Source organism: Pseudomonas frederiksbergensis (assembly GCF_000802155.2).
In the GTDB taxonomy this organism is placed as follows: Bacteria; Pseudomonadota; Gammaproteobacteria; order Pseudomonadales; family Pseudomonadaceae; genus Aquipseudomonas; species Aquipseudomonas frederiksbergensis_A.
On record NZ_JQGJ02000010.1, the window covers coordinates 72,024 to 87,520 of the forward strand.

General features: G+C 61.6%; 13 protein-coding genes. 1 reads left to right on the top strand and 12 read right to left on the bottom strand.

Annotated elements, in window-relative coordinates; translation table 11 throughout:
* Positions 1–193 precede the first annotated feature (193 nt).
* From JZ00_RS18770 to JZ00_RS18815, 10 genes are all read right to left on the bottom strand, one after another.
* Positions 194–901: a PqiC family protein gene (locus tag JZ00_RS18770; RefSeq protein ID WP_039592519.1), complete on the bottom strand. Its 708-nt coding sequence runs from the start codon at positions 899–901 to the stop codon at positions 194–196.
* Between the two features lie 178 nt (positions 902–1,079).
* Positions 1,080–3,344 carry a DNA topoisomerase IV subunit A gene (parC, locus tag JZ00_RS18775; protein ID WP_039592518.1) on the bottom strand — a complete coding sequence of 755 codons (2,265 nt, stop codon included), beginning with the start codon at positions 3,342–3,344 and terminating at the stop codon, positions 1,080–1,082.
* A 10-nt stretch (positions 3,345–3,354) separates the two neighbouring features.
* Positions 3,355–3,876, bottom strand: coding sequence for a retropepsin-like aspartic protease family protein (locus tag JZ00_RS18780; protein ID WP_039592517.1), 522 nt, complete (start codon positions 3,874–3,876; stop codon positions 3,355–3,357).
* Positions 3,873–4,859: an esterase-like activity of phytase family protein gene (locus JZ00_RS18785; RefSeq protein ID WP_039592516.1), complete on the bottom strand. Its 987-nt coding sequence runs from the start codon at positions 4,857–4,859 to the stop codon at positions 3,873–3,875. The genes JZ00_RS18780 and JZ00_RS18785 overlap by 4 nt, the downstream gene beginning before the upstream one ends.
* Positions 4,859–6,763, bottom strand: coding sequence for a DNA topoisomerase IV subunit B (gene parE / locus JZ00_RS18790; protein ID WP_039592515.1), 1,905 nt, complete (start codon positions 6,761–6,763; stop codon positions 4,859–4,861). Before parE ends, JZ00_RS18785 begins: the two co-directional genes overlap by 1 nt.
* A 42-nt stretch (positions 6,764–6,805) precedes the next feature.
* Positions 6,806–7,414 carry a YqiA/YcfP family alpha/beta fold hydrolase gene (locus JZ00_RS18795; protein ID WP_039592514.1) on the bottom strand — a complete coding sequence of 203 codons (609 nt, stop codon included), beginning with the start codon at positions 7,412–7,414 and terminating at the stop codon, positions 6,806–6,808.
* A gap of 586 nt (positions 7,415–8,000) precedes the next feature.
* The gene (locus JZ00_RS18800) at positions 8,001–8,333 is read right to left on the bottom strand and encodes a DUF6124 family protein (RefSeq protein ID WP_039592513.1); all 333 of its coding nucleotides are present in this window, start codon (positions 8,331–8,333) and stop codon (positions 8,001–8,003) included.
* A gap of 861 nt (positions 8,334–9,194) precedes the next feature.
* A complete protein-coding gene (gene cpdA / locus JZ00_RS18805; protein WP_039592586.1) occupies positions 9,195–10,010 on the bottom strand; it encodes a 3',5'-cyclic-AMP phosphodiesterase in 816 nt (271 codons plus the stop codon).
* 98 nt (positions 10,011–10,108) lie between these two features.
* Positions 10,109–10,561 (bottom strand): DUF1249 domain-containing protein, encoded by a 453-nt coding sequence (locus JZ00_RS18810; protein WP_003186471.1) that lies wholly within the window; start codon positions 10,559–10,561, stop codon positions 10,109–10,111.
* Positions 10,552–11,169: an NUDIX domain-containing protein gene (locus JZ00_RS18815; protein WP_039592512.1), complete on the bottom strand. Its 618-nt coding sequence runs from the start codon at positions 11,167–11,169 to the stop codon at positions 10,552–10,554. The genes JZ00_RS18810 and JZ00_RS18815 overlap by 10 nt, the downstream gene beginning before the upstream one ends.
* A gap of 214 nt (positions 11,170–11,383) precedes the next feature.
* Between JZ00_RS18815 and JZ00_RS18820 the strand changes: the two genes are divergently transcribed.
* Positions 11,384–12,130, top strand: a complete 747-nt coding sequence (locus JZ00_RS18820; protein WP_039592511.1) for a DUF3298 domain-containing protein — start codon at positions 11,384–11,386, stop codon at positions 12,128–12,130.
* Here JZ00_RS18820 and cytX read toward each other — a convergent pair.
* A complete protein-coding gene (gene cytX / locus JZ00_RS18825; RefSeq protein WP_039592510.1) occupies positions 12,099–13,391 on the bottom strand; it encodes a putative hydroxymethylpyrimidine transporter CytX in 1,293 nt (430 codons plus the stop codon). The genes JZ00_RS18820 and cytX overlap by 32 nt on opposite strands.
* Positions 13,392–13,473: 82 nt before the next feature.
* On the bottom strand, positions 13,474–15,363 hold the full coding sequence (gene thiC, locus JZ00_RS18830) for a phosphomethylpyrimidine synthase ThiC (RefSeq protein WP_039592509.1): 1,890 nt from the start codon (positions 15,361–15,363) through the stop codon (positions 13,474–13,476).
* Positions 15,364–15,497 lie beyond the last annotated feature (134 nt).

Below are 15,497 nucleotides of genomic sequence, written 5' to 3' on the forward strand. Positions count from 1 at the left end.
TCGCTGGCCTCTTCGCGAGCAAGCCCGCTCAGACAGTGAGTCTCCGTGGACCACCAGTTCCATGTCCCACTGAAAACCCAGTGTGGGAGCGGGCTTGCTCGCGAAAGGGCCAGCACAGACACCAGCGATTCCTGATGGCAGAAACAACAAAGCCCGCATCAACGCGGGCTTTGTTTCATGTTCTCTCGAACCATCAGAACCTGAACACTTCCATGTCCGTACGAATCGGCAAGGCCATGGGTATCTTGTCCTTTTCTTTCTCCACCGGCTTGGCCGCCGGGGCAGGAGCCGCCTTGCGCGGGACTTCCGCAATAGGTGGCTGGTTGGCCAGGGGCTTGAGCGACACGGACAACTGCTCGGCCAGGCGCTGCAAAAGTATGCCCTGTGCCTGGACCTGCGCCGCGGTGGTGCCCGCGTGCTGCTCTTGCAAGTGAATGATGCGGTTCTCGCGAACCTTGCCGCGACGGTCGATCAAACGCCACTGCGCATCGAGCACCGCAGGCTCGGATTTGCCCGAATCCAGACGGGTAATGGACAACAAGACTTGCACGTCGGGCGTGAACCCTTGGGTAGCAGGCGCCAGCACCACGCGCTGGCTATCCAGGTGCCCAGCAACCTGGCGCAGCAATAATTGATCGATGTCCGAAGACAGGCTACCGGCCCAACGACCATCGGTCGCGGCTTGCAAACTGCCGTCCGGTTGGCGTTGCAACAAGGTTTCACGCTGAAGGTAATCAGCGATCAGAACCGGGCCGAGCAATACGGCCATGCCCGTGCTTTGCGCAGGCTGGGCCGGGGTGCCGCTGTCCAGTTGGTACAGCGACACCGGCTGATTCATGCTGCAGCCCGCCAGGCCAAGCAGGCCGGCGAGCCACAAAATAGGAAGGCGCAGAGCAGTCATCGTCTCGTCCAGGTGGCGGCCACAAGGCTTACCACAGTGAAAAATACTCGGTCATTATGAAGAACGCTCGGCCACGCCGGCGCTTGAAAGGGCCTATCATCCGTGAATATGCGTCCCGACTCCAGCGCCAAAGTTCCGATCTGCGGCTTTTAATCGCGGACCGAGCCCTCTAGCACGCTCAATTGAGGTTTTCGACGAGCAGTGCATCCACCCGCTGAAAGCCCCTTGGAAGCTTGTTGCCCCGCCGACCGCGTTCACCTTTGTAATGCTCAAGATCGTCCGCTTTCAATGAAAGCGTACGCTTTCCAGCCTGCAGCACAAGCGTGGCACCGTCCGGTATCACTGCAATATCCGTGACATATTCCTCGCGACTCGCCACCCGTTCGCCGGAAATACCGATTATCTTGTTGCCTTTCCCTTTTCCGAGCTGTGGGAGGTCGCTGATCTTGAACACCAGCAACCGGCCTTCTGTCGTCACCGACGCCAGCCAATTGTTCTCGCGATCGATGACCGGACGCGGCGCAATGACCTTGGCATTGTTCGGCAGGCTCAACAGCGCCTTGCCCGCCTTGTTCTTGGCCTGCAAGTCCTCACCCTTGACGACGAACCCGTACCCGGCGTCCGACGCAATAACGTACAGCCCGTCATCATCAGGCATCAGCACACATTCAAAAGTTGCACCCGGTGGTGGCGTCAGACGACCGGTCAGCGGTTCGCCTTGGCCGCGGGCCGACGGCAAGGTATGGGCCGGCACCGAATAACTGCGTCCGGTGGAGTCGATGAACACCGCGAACTGGTTCGAGCGCCCCGGCGCCAAGGCCTTGAAACCATCCCCGGCTTTATAGGAAAGCCCGGCGGCGTCAATATCATGACCCTTGGCCGAGCGCACCCAGCCTTTTTCCGACAGCACGACGGTGACCTTTTCGTTCGGCAGCAGATCGTGTTCGCTCAGCGCCTTGGCTTCGGCGCGCTCGACGATCGGCGAACGGCGGTCATCACCATAGGTTTCGGCGTCCTTTAGCAGTTCGGTGCGCACCAGCTTCTTGAGCTTGGCTTCGCTGCCCAGCAGGGCTTGCAGCTTGGCCTGTTCCTTGAGCAACTCATCCTGCTCGGCGCGCAGCTTCATCTCTTCCAACCGCGCCAACTGCCGCAGGCGGGTATCGAGGATGTAGTCAGCCTGGGTTTCGCTCAGGTCAAAACGGGCAATCAGGCTGGCTTTGGGGTGCTCCTCGGTACGGATAATATAAATCACTTCATCCAGATTGAGGTAGGCAATCAGCAAGCCGTCCAATAGGTGCAGGCGACGCTCGACCTTGTCCAGGCGGAATTGCAGGCGCCGGCGCACGGTCTTGACCCGGAACTCCAGCCATTCCACCAGCAAGGCCCGCAGGTTTTTCAGCTGCGGCTTGCCGTCCAGGCCGATGATGTTGATGTTGACCCGGTAGCTGGACTCCAAGTCAGTGCTGGCGAACAGATGCTGCATCAAAGCGTCGTGGTCGACCCGGCTGTTGACCGGGATGATCACGATGCGGCAAGGGTTTTCGTGGTCGGATTCGTCGCGCAAGTCGGCCACTTGCGGCGCTTTCGAGGGTTTTGCCTGCATCATCGCGGCAATCTGTTCCAACACCTTGGCCCCGGACACCTGATGCGGCAGCGCCGTGACAATGATGTCGCCGTCCTCGATGTGGTACACGGCGCGCATGCGCACCGAACCGCGACCGGTCTCGTAGATTTTCAGCAGGTCGGCACGCGGCGTGATGATCTCCGCTTCGGTCGGATAGTCCGGGCCCTGGATGTGCTCGCAGAGTTGTTCCACCGTGGCTTTCGGCTCGTCCAACAGACGCACGCACGCCGTCGCCACTTCCCGCAGGTTGTGCGGCGGCACGTCGGTGGCCATGCCCACGGCGATACCGGTGGTGCCGTTTAGGAGGATATTCGGCAAACGTGCCGGCAAGACCAAGGGCTCGTCGAGTGTGCCGTCGAAGTTCGGGCCCCAGTCCGCGGTGCCCTGGCCCAGTTCGCTGAGCAGTACTTCGGAATAGCGCGACAGCCGCGCCTCGGTGTAACGCATGGCCGCGAAGGATTTGGGATCGTCCGGCGCACCCCAGTTACCCTGGCCGTCCACCAAGGTGTAGCGGTAGCTGAACGGCTGGGCCATCAGCACCATGGCTTCATAGCAGGCCGAGTCGCCGTGGGGGTGGAATTTACCAAGCACGTCACCGACGGTACGCGCCGATTTCTTGTGTTTGGAATCCGCATCCAGCCCCAGCTCGCTCATGGCATAGATGATCCGCCGCTGGACCGGTTTCAGGCCGTCGCCGATGTGCGGCAAGGCGCGGTCCATGATCACGTACATGGAGTAGTTGAGGTAGGCGTTTTCGGTGAAGTCAGCCAGCGACCGGCGTTCTACGCCGTCTAAGCTGTCTGCAAGAATGTCGCTCATGCGGGCCTCATCAGTTCGTTGTCTGGCGCAGCAGCATGGTGCCGTCGCGCTGGGTAAATTCAAGTTTGTTCAGGGCGCTCATGCCCAGCAGCACTTGCGTGCCACCCAGGCCGGGCGCCACCAGGGCACGGACATCGCGCAAGACGATGTCGCCCAATTGCAGCCGGTCGATGCGGGTGCGGTAGCCCTCGCTCACACCGTTGGCGGTACTCAACGTCACGCCGAAACCTTTTTCCAGCTTGAGGCGTTCGGCCAGTTCCGACGGAATCGCCACGTCGGTGGCACCGGTGTCGAGCATGAAGTCAACCGGCTGGCCGTTGATCTGGCCGCTGGCGACGAAATGCCCCTGCCGATTGCCGACCAGCTTCACCTCGATAAAACCTTCGCCTTTTTGCGAATGCACCTGGGCATTGGGATTGAGTTCCCGCTGCTCCCACTGGGCAAAAAACCGCGTTGCCAGGAACAACGCAGCGCACCAGGCCAGGATCATCAGTATCCGGCCGGCGCGCTTGCCCGGCGGCTGCTGGCTCACGGCGAGGCGCTCCAGCCGCCGTCGGGCGCGGCAAAGTGCCAGACGATCGGCCGCTGCTCGCCATCGGCCCGCGTACCGTCGTTGTTGTCCAGGCCGATCCATGCCCCGTCGGCGTCCACCACCAGCGCTTCGGCCAGTCCGTAGGGCTGAGGGTAACGGCGCTCGTCCTGCAAGGCCTCGGCGGCGAACGACCAGCAGCGCTCGACCTTGGCCGTCTGCGCATCTCGCCGGCAGATCTGGTAGGCGTTGCGTTCCAGGGTAAACAGCTTGCCATCGAACAATGACAGGTCGGCGAAATCCCGCGATACCGCCTTGGCCTTGGGAAACTGCGCCGGCTGCATTTCCTGGCCCGCCTCGCTGAGCAGCACACAATTGCCGTCGCAGTCCCACACCGTTTGCTGACGCTTGATCGACAGTAGGCCACGGCGTTCACGCTCGGCCGCCAGCCAGAGCCTGTCGCCGGCCGGGTTGACCGCAAGGCCTTCGAACAAGGCGTTAAAATGCAACAACATGCCACTGCCCCGCGCCTGGCGGAGCAGGGTCGGGGCAATTTTCAGCCAGGATGCGGCCCCGGTCGGCGGTATTTGCAGCACAGCGGCGTGAGACTCGCTGACCAGATAGCGATTACCGGCGCTGTCGCAACTGATGCCTTCGAAATCCAGCTCCCCCCCGCGCAGGAACGACGCCGCCCAGGTGCGGGATCTCAAGCCCCAGGGCAAATCGGTATCCGGCACCGTAGGCACCTGGACGGCCACTGTTTCAGCCTGCCAGACCGGCACGTCACTGGGTTTGAGGCGATAGATCTGATCGTCGTCGCGATCGGACACTGCCCACATCTCGTTGCCACACAGGGCCAGCCCGGACAGGTTGCCACCGCGCATGCCTTCGACGGCATGCTCGGACAACAACGTGAGCTCCGGAGCGGACTCGGCGACCGCCACCCCCGCCCACAGCCAAAGCGCCAGGGCGAAACCATTGCGCATCAGGCCAGGACCTCGGCCAAGTCACCTTTGGATTCGAGCCAGGACTTGCGGTCGCCGGCGCGTTTTTTCGCCAGCAACATGTCCATCATTTCCGAAGTCGCGTCGAAATCATCCAGGGTCAACTGCACCAGGCGACGGGTGTTCGGGTCCATGGTGGTTTCGCGCAGCTGCGGCGGGTTCATCTCGCCCAGGCCCTTGAATCGGGTGACCTGCGGCTTGCCGCGTTTCTTCTCTGCGACCAGGCGATCGAGGATGCCGTCGCGCTCGGCTTCGTCCAGGGCGTAGTAGATTTCCTTGCCCAGATCGATGCGGTACAGCGGCGGCATCGCCACATAGACGTGACCAGCGTCGACCAACGGGCGGAAATGCTGGACGAACAAGGCACAGAGCAGCGTGGCAATGTGCAAGCCGTCGGAGTCGGCGTCGGCGAGGATGCAGATCTTGCCGTAGCGCAACTGGGTCATATCCTCGGCGCCCGGATCGACACCGATGGCCACCGCGATGTTATGCACTTCCTGGCTGGCCAGCACTTCGCTGCCGTCCACTTCCCAGGTGTTGAGGATCTTGCCCCGCAGCGGCAGGATCGCCTGGAACTCCTTGTCCCGCGCCTGCTTGGCCGAACCACCGGCGGAGTCACCTTCCACCAGGAACAACTCGGAACGCATCGGGTCCTGCCCGGCGCAATCGGCGAGCTTGCCCGGCAATGCCGGCCCCTGGGTGATGCGCTTGCGTTCGACTTTCTTGCTGGCCTTGAGACGACGACCGGCGTTGTTGATCGCCAGCTCCGCCAGGGCCAGGCCGGTTTCCGGGTTGGCATTGAGCCAGAGGCTGAACGCGTCCTTGACCACGCCGGAAACGAATGCCGCCGCCTCGCGGGAGGACAGGCGTTCCTTGGTCTGGCCGGAGAATTGCGGTTCCTGCATCTTCATCGACAGGACGAAAGCGATGCGTTCCCAGACGTCTTCCGGCGCCAGCTTCACGCCACGGGGCAGCAGGTTGCGGAACTCGCAGAACTCGCGCATCGCATCGAGCAGGCCTTGGCGCAAGCCGTTGACGTGGGTGCCGCCCTGGGCCGTGGGGATCAGGTTGACGTAGCTTTCCTGGACGCTTTCGCCGCCTTCGGGCAGCCACAACAGCGCCCAGTCCACCGCTTCCTTGTTACCGGCCAGGCTGCCGCAGAACGGCTCGTCGGGCAGGCGTTCAAAACCGCTGACAGCGTCCACCAGGTAAGAACGCAAGCCGTCTTCGTAATGCCATTCGACTTTCTCGCCGGTGGCCTTGTCCTCGAAACTGACCAGCAGCCCCGGGCACAATACGGCCTTGGCCTTGAGCACATGCTTGAGGCGGCTGACGGAAAACTTCGGGGAATCGAAATACTTCGGGTCCGGAGCGAAATACACGCTGGTCCCGGTGTTGCGCTTGCCGACGGTGCCGACCACTTCCAGCTCGGTGGCCTTGTAGCCATCGGCGAACGTCATCTGGTATTCGTTGCCATCCCGCTTGACCCGCACCCGCACCTGGGTCGACAAGGCGTTGACCACGGAAATACCCACCCCGTGCAGACCGCCGGAGAACTGGTAGTTCTTGTTGGAAAACTTGCCACCGGCGTGCAGCTTGGTGAGGATCAGCTCGACGCCCGACACACCCTCTTCAGGGTGAATGTCCACCGGCATGCCACGGCCGTCATCGCTGACTTCCAGCGAGTGATCGGCGTGCAGGATGACCTGCACCGACTTCGCATGCCCGGCCAAGGCTTCGTCGACACTGTTGTCGATGACTTCCTGGGCGAGGTGGTTCGGCCGACTGGTGTCGGTGTACATGCCGGGGCGCTTGCGCACCGGGTCGAGGCCCGAGAGGACTTCGATGGCGTCTGCGTTATAAGAGCTAGCGCTGGGAGTGGCCATGGGGTCTCGTCGTCAGTGTTCAATGAAAAAGGGGCGATGGGTTCACAGCGACGTGAAGTCGATCGCCTGGTACAAATCGGCGCCAATGCCGGCAAAACTCAACAGTGCCGGCAACTGCTGGGCAAACCCTTGGAAACTGTGGTCGCCGCCGGCCTGGATGCGCAAGGCACAGGCGCGGTAATACTGCTGGGCGTGGCGATAATCCAGCGTTTCGTCACCGGTTTGCAACCATACCTGAAACCGCTGCGGATCCCGGGGCGCCGGCACTTCCAGCTCGGCCAGGGCCGTCACGTGGTCGTGGGTCAATTCCCAGGTTTCGTCGGTGTATAAATTCTTCTGCGTACCCAGGTACCCGTCGAACATCCGGTGCGGGCTCACGGCAGGATTGACCAACAGGGCCTTGAGCCCGTGGCGCTCGGCCAAGTGAGTCGCATAGTAGCCGCCGAGCGAGCTGCCGACCAGCAGCGGCCGCCCCAGTTCTGTGATCGCCTGCTCCAGCTGACCGATGGCCTGGCGGGGGTGGTGGTTCAAGGCGGGCACCTGTAGCTGGTCGCTGAGGCCAAGGCGTGCCATTACGTCAACCAGTTGGCAGGCTTTGGTGGACGCTGGGGCGCTGTTGAAGCCATGGATATAAAGGATCGAACCCGACATTGCCGACTCCCTGGGTGTTGGGCAAAGGCCGGAGTTTACAGGGAGATTGTGGTGGTTGGGGGGGATTTGACCGTGTTGTTGCCTCCTATGAATCGTCGATCACAGCACCTGTGGGAGCAAAGCTTGCTCGCGATGGCGGTCTGATTGAGTACATATCCATTGCTGCGGTAACGGCCACTTAGGGTTCCGCCCTGACGGCGGCTCACTTTTGAAAAGCGCAAAAGTAAGCAAAACGCTCCTGCCCCACCACTCGGTGCCTCGCTAGGGCTCGGCATGCCCTCACTCCGACATTGCTCCGTGGGCCGCCGCGAAGGGCCATCCATGGCCCAGCGCGGCTAACCCGGCATCCATGCCGGGTTGCCCACTGCGCAATGCCTGCGTTCGGCCATCGTGGTTAATGGGGCGCCGAGATCAACGTCCACCACGAGGCGGCCTAGTAGCCGACCTGGCTCTCCCGGTTGTACACCCGTCAAATCTGTGGGAGCAAAGCTTGCTCGCGAGGCGGCCTGACAGCCGACCTGGTTCACCCGGTCGCACTCCGGTCCAATTGTGGGAGCGATCTTGCTCGCCTCTGCTCGCGGTGTGGTCAGGGTTGTGTGTTGACGTTGTCCAGCATCCGATTCGCCAATAAAGCGCCCAGCTCAATCAGTTGCTGAATGCCAAGGGCAACATGGCGTCGCGAGCCTTTCAGGTCGAAGGCAAGGTCGCTGACCATGGCATCGGCTGAGGCCAGGGTTTCGCTGAGGTTGGCCAGCAGGCTTTCGGTGTCGACGCCTTCCACGACGGTGAACAGTTGACCTGAGGGCTTTTTCTTTTTGGCTTGAGGTTTGGGGTCGAGATAATGGTCGATGGCGCGTTTGGCGGCTTCATCGAGTTCTTGGGGATCGGTTTCGGGGGGATTGGGTGTGGCTTTGAACATGATGTAGTTCCTTTTACGTAGTGGAACTGCCATCTCCCGTTTCCAGGCGAGAGGGTGGCAGCTATGCACGGGCTGGAAAACCGAGGTAAAAGGCAAACCCGGCAGACTCGAAAGTCTCCCGCGCACAGCCGCCATAACGCGGAACTGAACGCTCAAAACGCCGCAGTATCTCACGGGACTCGCTGATATGCCTTTTACTCATCGGGTTTCCAGGCCCGGCCGCTGAATTTGCAGCGACGGGAAAAGGTTAGCGACAGCCCTTCCCACCCGGCAACCGCCAGAACTTGTCGGAAAAATTCACTGCGGCCCGGATGATTGTCCGATCATTCCCACAGCCTTGGTCGGCTTTCAGGCCGCCATCGCGAGCAAGCTCGCTCCCACACTGGTTTTGGGTCGTTTATAAGATCAGTGTCCACCGCCGATCCTTGTGGGAGCCGAGCTTGCTCGCGATGGCGGTGGGTCTGCTTGCATCCATGTTGTATGTGCCGCCGTCTTCGCGAGCAAGCCCGCTCCCACAGTTTCTGATGGGTGTACGACCGGGAGAGCCAGGTCGGCTGTCAGGCCGCCTCGGCTTGGCTTTTGATCTTGAGGCCCCGTTAACCACGATGGCCGAACGCAGGCATTGCGCAGTGGGCATCCCGGCATGGATGCCGGGATAGCCGCGCTGGGCCATGGATGGCCCTTCGCGGCGGGCCCACGGAGCAATGCCTTCGTTCGGGCATGCCGAGCCTAGGCGAGGCACCGAGTGGTGGGGCAAGCCTTTTTTGCTTACTTTTTTTGGCGTTTGAAAAAAAGTGAGCCGCCGTAAGGGCGGAACCCTAAGTGGCCGTTACCGCAGCAATGGATATGTCCCCAAAAAACTCAGTACCCGTTGGAACCATAATCGGGAGTGAAAGCAAACCCAACCACCCGCTCAACCCCCGTCTCCAACCGCCCATCCGGCAACAACCGCAACCACCGATACCCCGGCGCCTGCGAGCCCACCGCAAAATCCTCACTCCCCGGCTCAAACTGAATACAAGTCGAAGGCGAAGCCAACAAACGAACCCCCTCGCGCACCTGGTCGATTTCCTGATGCACATGCCCCCACAACACCGCCCGAACCTGGGGAAACCGATCCAGCACCGCAAACAGCGCCTCGGGATTACGCAACCCGATCGGCTCCATCCACGCGCACCCAATCGACACCGGATGATGATGCAGACATACCAGATGATGCCGCTCCGGCGCCTCGCTCAAGGCATTGGCCAACAGAATCAACTGCTCCTGGGTCAAGAACCCAGGCACCGAACCCGGCACGGCGGAGTCGAGCATCGTCACCCGCCAATTGCCAATGTCCACCACCGGATCGAGCAACGTGCTCTTGACCGCCGCCTCGAGCATCACCTGCGGCTCATCATGGTTACCGGGAATCCACCGCGCCGGCGCGTCGATTCGCGCAGTCAGTTGTCGAAATGCCTCATAGGACTGCAACGTGCCGTCCTGGGACAGATCCCCCGTGGCAAGCATCAAATCGATGTTCGGTTGTTCCCTGAGCACCAGGTCAACGACCGCCCGCAAGCTGTCACGGGTATTCATGCCCAGCAACGAGGCATCGGCCTCGGCGAACAAATGGCTGTCGGACAGTTGGACCAACAGCGCCGCATCGGCCGTGGTCAAGCTGGATACGCTAGGCAAATCGCTTTCTCCCAGGCGCAATGACGCCGTTGCATGAAGCGGCAATTATGCTGGGGACGATCGAAAGGGGAAACCCGCGAACCGGAACCGGTTCACAACTACCGTACGACTTCGAACTCGTGGCCCAGCGCCAGGCAATGACTCAGCCACTCGCCGAGGAACAGGTTCAACTGGGCTTTTTCATCCGGCTGGTGCATTGACGCATTGGGGTAAGGATAGATGCCACGAAAGCGTCGCGCATGCTCGGCGCTGACAACTTCGGCCATGCGCGCATCGTGATAGACCTGAACTTCCAGCTGCGGCACCGGCAGCCAGGGCAAGCTGTGTTCCTGGCGCACCTGCAAGGTGGTGGTGTAAGGACAGGTTTGCAGCACTTCCAGGGCCAGCACGCCGAGCATCTGGTCGCCATGGGTCACGGCGATGCGACGCGGTGCCGGATCGTTGCGCATGTCCGGCAACAAGCGCATCAGGCGGGCGTAATTGGCCTCGCAGGCGGCCTGCAACCCCACCAGATCGACGCGATAACGATCGCGCAGCTTGTTCAGGACCATAGCCCCCTCACTTCATCACGATTCAAGGCCAGCCATTGCAAGGCAATGATGCTGGCCGCGTTGCAGATACGACCGTCGCGCACCGCTTGCAGCGCGTCTTCGAACGCCCAGACCTTCACGCGGATATCTTCAGCTTCTTCCAGCAGGCCATGCAGGCCGCCGGCCCCCGTGCTGTCGCAACGCCCCAGGAAAAGATGCACGAACTCATCGCTGCCGCCCGGCGATGGAAAATACTTGGTCATCGGCCAGAGCGCGGCGAAGACAAGCCCAGCTTCCTCCTGCGCTTCGCGATGAGCAACTTCTTCCGGTTGCTCGTCCTTGTCGATCAGGCCAGCCACCAGCTCCACCAGCCAGGGGTTGGCGGTCTTGCCCATGGCCCCCACGCGAAACTGCTCGATCAACACCACTTCATCACGCTGCGGGTCGTAGGGCAGCACACATACCGCGTCATGACGCACGAACAGTTCACGGCTGATTTTGCGGCTCATGCCCCCGGCAAACAACTCGTGGCGCAAGACGAGCCGGTCGAGCTTATAGAAACCTTTGAAACAGGTTTCACGCTCGGCGATCTCCACGGCGCTCGGTGTGGCGTTGGCGAAATCGGTCATGACAATCCTCGTGTGCAATGGATCAGTACGAGGTTCCTACCTCGGCTTCGCGCCATCCTAACGCGCCCGTACCGTTTGATGCAGCCCCTTTCCGGTCATCGGGATAGACGGCTGCCTTTAAAATTACTCTAATGAGCTTAGTGGCGAACTGATTGCCCTGCCGACAGTCGAAGCGGGTAACTTTTTGCCTTTCCCTGTTCCACGAAGGACGCCCATGTCGCTTTTCAAAATTGCTTCCCTGGCCGCCATTGCCCTGACCCTGGGTGCTTGCCAAAGCCTGTTCCAACCCAATTATCGAGCACCGCTGGAGACCACTCGCGATGCGTCGGAGCAATTGCAGCCCGGCTGCGCCAGTGCCGACTGCCCGCTGGTGAACATCGATACCCTGCACTTTCCCGCCGAGCCGGCCCTGGACGGCATCATCGAAAAACGCCTGTTGCAAATGACCCGCACCAGCCCGGACGCTCCGGTGGCGCCGACGCTCGCCGCCTATCGCGAGCAATTCTTGCGCAGCGCCGCACCGCGCAACAGCAGCTATTTGCAGGCCAAGGTACGTGAGCAACATGACGGCCTGGTGATCATCGAATTGTCCAGCTACCTGGACACCGGCGGCGCCCACGGCACCCCGGGTCGCGGTTTCATCAACTATTCGCGCCAACAACACAAGGTGCTGACACTGTCGGACATGCTGCTGCCGGGCCAGGAGGAGGCGTTCTGGAAAGCCGCACAAGTCGCCCACAACAGCTGGCTGATCAGCACCAAGCTGGACCAGGAACCGGAGTTCGTCAAACAGTGGCCCTTCCAGAAGACACCGCACGTAGCGCTGACCTACGGTGGGGTGATCCTCAAGTACGAAGTGAGCACCATCGCGCCGTACGCCCTGGGCCACATCGAACTGAAGATCGCCTATCCGCGCCTCAACGGCATCCTCAAGCCCGAGCTGTTTCCCGGCCGTAGCTGAAGGCCCGGCCCAGCAACAGTTGCAGCAACCCCGCCAGGATCAGCGACGGCAGGGTTGCGCCGACGTCCGGATAAAAGTTGGCCAGCAGGTGGTAAGTGCTCACCCCACCCAGCCAGGCCAACAATGCCGGCCAGCGCAACGACGCTGACGATACCTGGCTGCTGCGTTTGCGCAGGATGAAATGGTCCACCAGCACCACGCCGAACAGCGGCGCGAACACCGAGCCGATCAGCAACAGGAAGTTCTGGTATTGCGCCAACGGCGCGAGGCAGGCGATCAAGGTGCAGATGAGGCCGATCGCCAACGCCAGGTGCTCGACCTTCAAACCCGACAACATGCCCGTCGATACCGCCGCCGAGTGGATGTCGGCAAAGGCGTTTTCCGACTCGTCCAGCAGAATCAGCAACAGGGGAATACCCAATCCAGCACCCGCCAGGGCAAGCAGCAACGCGTTGACTTCTCCGCTCGGCGCGAACGCCAGGGTGTAGGCCACGCCCAGGCTCATCAGCCAGAAATTACCAATGAAGAAGCCCACGGCAGTACCGCCGAAGACGTTCTTGGCGCGCTTGCCGAAACGCGAGTAGTCGGCGATCAGCGGCAACCACGACAGCGGCATCGCGATAGCGATATCGAACCCCACCGCCAACGGCATCGAACCATCGCCCGCCTGGGCCCACAGCGCCACCAGGTCAGCCTTGGCGAACAGGTTCCAGGTCAACCAGATGCAGGCCGCCAACAGCAACCAGATGCCCCATTTGCGCAGGACCTTGCGCACGAAGGTCAGCGGCCCACTCACGGCGAGCAGGGTCGCCAGGGCGCCGAAGAACAGTGTCCATAGCAGCGGATTGGAACCCAGGCTGCCTTCGCTGAAGGCCCGGGCACCGAGCAGGCTGGCGGCGTCGCGCATGACGATGATTTCGAACGAGCCCCAACCGATCAGTTGCAGCAGGTTCAACACCGCCGGCACGCTCGCGCCCTTGCCACCGAGGCTGAGCTTGAGCGCGGCCATGGCCGACAGGCCCGTGTCGCTGCCAATCACGCCGACGGCCGCCAGCAGCAGGACGCCCACCAGCGTGCCAAGGAAAATCGCCAGCAACGAACCGCTCAGGCCCAGGCCCGGCGCGAGCAAGGCGCCGACCTGCAAGACCATCAGGCCGATGCCGAGGGAGAACCACAGGGAAAACAGATCGCGGGCGCCGAAGACGCGTTTGTCCAGGGGGACGGCAGCGTCTGGGGAGTAGGTGCTGGGTTGGATGTTCAAAGAGATATCCCAGGGGAGATTATTGTTTTGGGTCGCTGATGTGGCGAGCGAGCTTGCTCCCTCGCCACGGGGTGAGCGCCGCTTAAACTTTCTTGTAAAGCTGACTGCCTTCTTTCTTGAACCGCTCGGCCTGCTCCGCCAGGCCTTGGGCAACATCGACATCCACCGCTTCAATGCGTTGGTTGGCGGCGTACTCGCGCACTTCCTGGGTGATTTTCATCGAGCAGAATTTCGGCCCGCACATCGAGCAGAAATGCGCGACCTTGGCCGAGTCCTTCGGCAGGGTCTCGTCGTGGTACGAGCGAGCGGTGTCCGGGTCGAGGCCGAGGTTGAACTGGTCTTCCCAGCGGAACTCGAATCGCGCCTTGCTCAAGGCGTTGTCGCGGATCTGCGCGCCCGGGTGGCCCTTGGCGAGGTCGGCTGCGTGAGCGGCGATCTTGTAGGTGATGATCCCGGTCTTGACGTCATCCTTGTTCGGCAAGCCGAGGTGTTCCTTCGGTGTGACGTAGCAGAGCATCGCGCAACCGAACCAACCGATCATCGCCGCACCGATGCCCGAGGTGATGTGGTCGTAGCCCGGCGCGATGTCGGTGGTCAGCGGGCCGAGGGTGTAGAACGGCGCCTCGTCGCAGCACTCGAGCTGCTTGTCCATGTTCTCTTTGATCAACTGCATCGGCACGTGGCCGGGGCCTTCGATCATGCATTGCACGTCGTGCTTCCAGGCGATCTTGGTCAGTTCGCCGAGGGTTTCCAGCTCACCAAACTGCGCTTCGTCGTTGGCGTCGGCAATCGAGCCCGGACGCAGGCCATCGCCCAGCGAGAAGCTGACGTCGTAGGCCTTCATGATTTCGCAGATGTCTTCGAAATGGGTGTAGAGGAAGTTTTCCTTGTGGTGCGCCAGGCACCACTTGGCCATGATCGAACCGCCACGGCTGACGATACCGGTGACGCGCTTGGCGGTCATCGGCACATAGCGCAGCAACACGCCGGCGTGGATGGTGAAGTAATCGACGCCCTGCTCGGCCTGCTCGATCAGCGTGTCGCGGAACAATTCCCAGGTCAGGTCTTCGGCGACGCCGCCGACTTTTTCCAGCGCCTGGTAGATCGGCACGGTACCGATTGGTACGGGCGAGTTGCGGATGATCCACTCGCGGGTTTCATGGATGTGCTTGCCGGTGGACAGGTCCATGACCGTGTCCGAACCCCAGCGGATGCCCCAGGTCAGCTTCGCCACTTCTTCTTCGATGGACGAACCCAGCGCACTGTTGCCGATGTTGCCGTTGATCTTCACCAGGAAGTTACGGCCGATGATCATCGGTTCCAGTTCGGTGTGGTTGATGTTGGCCGGGATGATCGCGCGGCCACGGGCGATTTCGTCGCGCACGAATTCCGGGGTGATGACCTTCGGCACGCAGGCGCCGAAGCTGTGGCCGGCGTGTTGCTGGTCCAGCAGGCCGGCGGCGCGGGCGACTTCCAGCTTCATGTTTTCGCGGATGGCGACGTATTCCATCTCGGCGGTGATGATGCCTTTGCGCGCGTAGTGCATCTGGCTGACGTTGGCACCCGGCTTGGCGCGACGCGGGTTGTTCACGTGGGCAAAGCGCAGCTTGGTCAGCTCGGGGTCGGCCAGGCGTTCCTGGCCGAAATTGGAACTCAGGCCCGCCAGGCGCTCGGTGTCGCCACGGGCTTCGATCCACGGCGAACGCACATCGGCCAGGCCTTTGCGTACATCGATGATCACGTCGGGGTCGGTGTACGGGCCCGAGGTGTCATAGACCACTACCGGCGCGTTGATTTCGCCGCCGAAGTCGGTGGGGGTCACGTCGAGACTGATTTCGCGCATGGGCACGCGGATATCCGGGCGGCTGCCCTGGACGTAGATTTTTTGCGAGCGGGTAAAGGGTTGGACCGATTGCTGATCGACCTGGGCCGATTCACTGAGGTTGGTCGCGTTTTTTGATTTTGTCGTCATCACGGGCTCTCCAGACACACATCCAGGCAGTGGATTTTTGTCGGAGCGAACCTGTAGCGAATGGACGCGCCCTTGCACGAAAGTGCGGACGCTGTGCTTGCTGCTCGGAGGTGTTCGATTGTCGAACAACATCC

Coding starts and splice junctions, on each gene's coding strand:
- JZ00_RS18770 (WP_039592519.1), bottom strand. CDS start 901: ATGACTGCTCTGCGCCTTCCTATTTTGTGGCTCGCCGGCCTGCTTGGC.
- parC (WP_039592518.1), bottom strand. CDS start 3,344: ATGAGCGACATTCTTGCAGACAGCTTAGACGGCGTAGAACGCCGGTCG.
- JZ00_RS18785 (WP_039592516.1), bottom strand. CDS start 4,859: ATGCGCAATGGTTTCGCCCTGGCGCTTTGGCTGTGGGCGGGGGTGGCG.
- parE (WP_039592515.1), bottom strand. CDS start 6,763: ATGGCCACTCCCAGCGCTAGCTCTTATAACGCAGACGCCATCGAAGTC.
- JZ00_RS18795 (WP_039592514.1), bottom strand. CDS start 7,414: ATGTCGGGTTCGATCCTTTATATCCATGGCTTCAACAGCGCCCCAGCG.
- JZ00_RS18800 (WP_039592513.1), bottom strand. CDS start 8,333: ATGTTCAAAGCCACACCCAATCCCCCCGAAACCGATCCCCAAGAACTC.
- JZ00_RS18810 (WP_003186471.1), bottom strand. CDS start 10,561: ATGGTCCTGAACAAGCTGCGCGATCGTTATCGCGTCGATCTGGTGGGG.
- JZ00_RS18815 (WP_039592512.1), bottom strand. CDS start 11,169: ATGACCGATTTCGCCAACGCCACACCGAGCGCCGTGGAGATCGCCGAG.
- JZ00_RS18820 (WP_039592511.1), top strand. CDS start 11,384: ATGTCGCTTTTCAAAATTGCTTCCCTGGCCGCCATTGCCCTGACCCTG.
- thiC (WP_039592509.1), bottom strand. CDS start 15,363: ATGACGACAAAATCAAAAAACGCGACCAACCTCAGTGAATCGGCCCAG.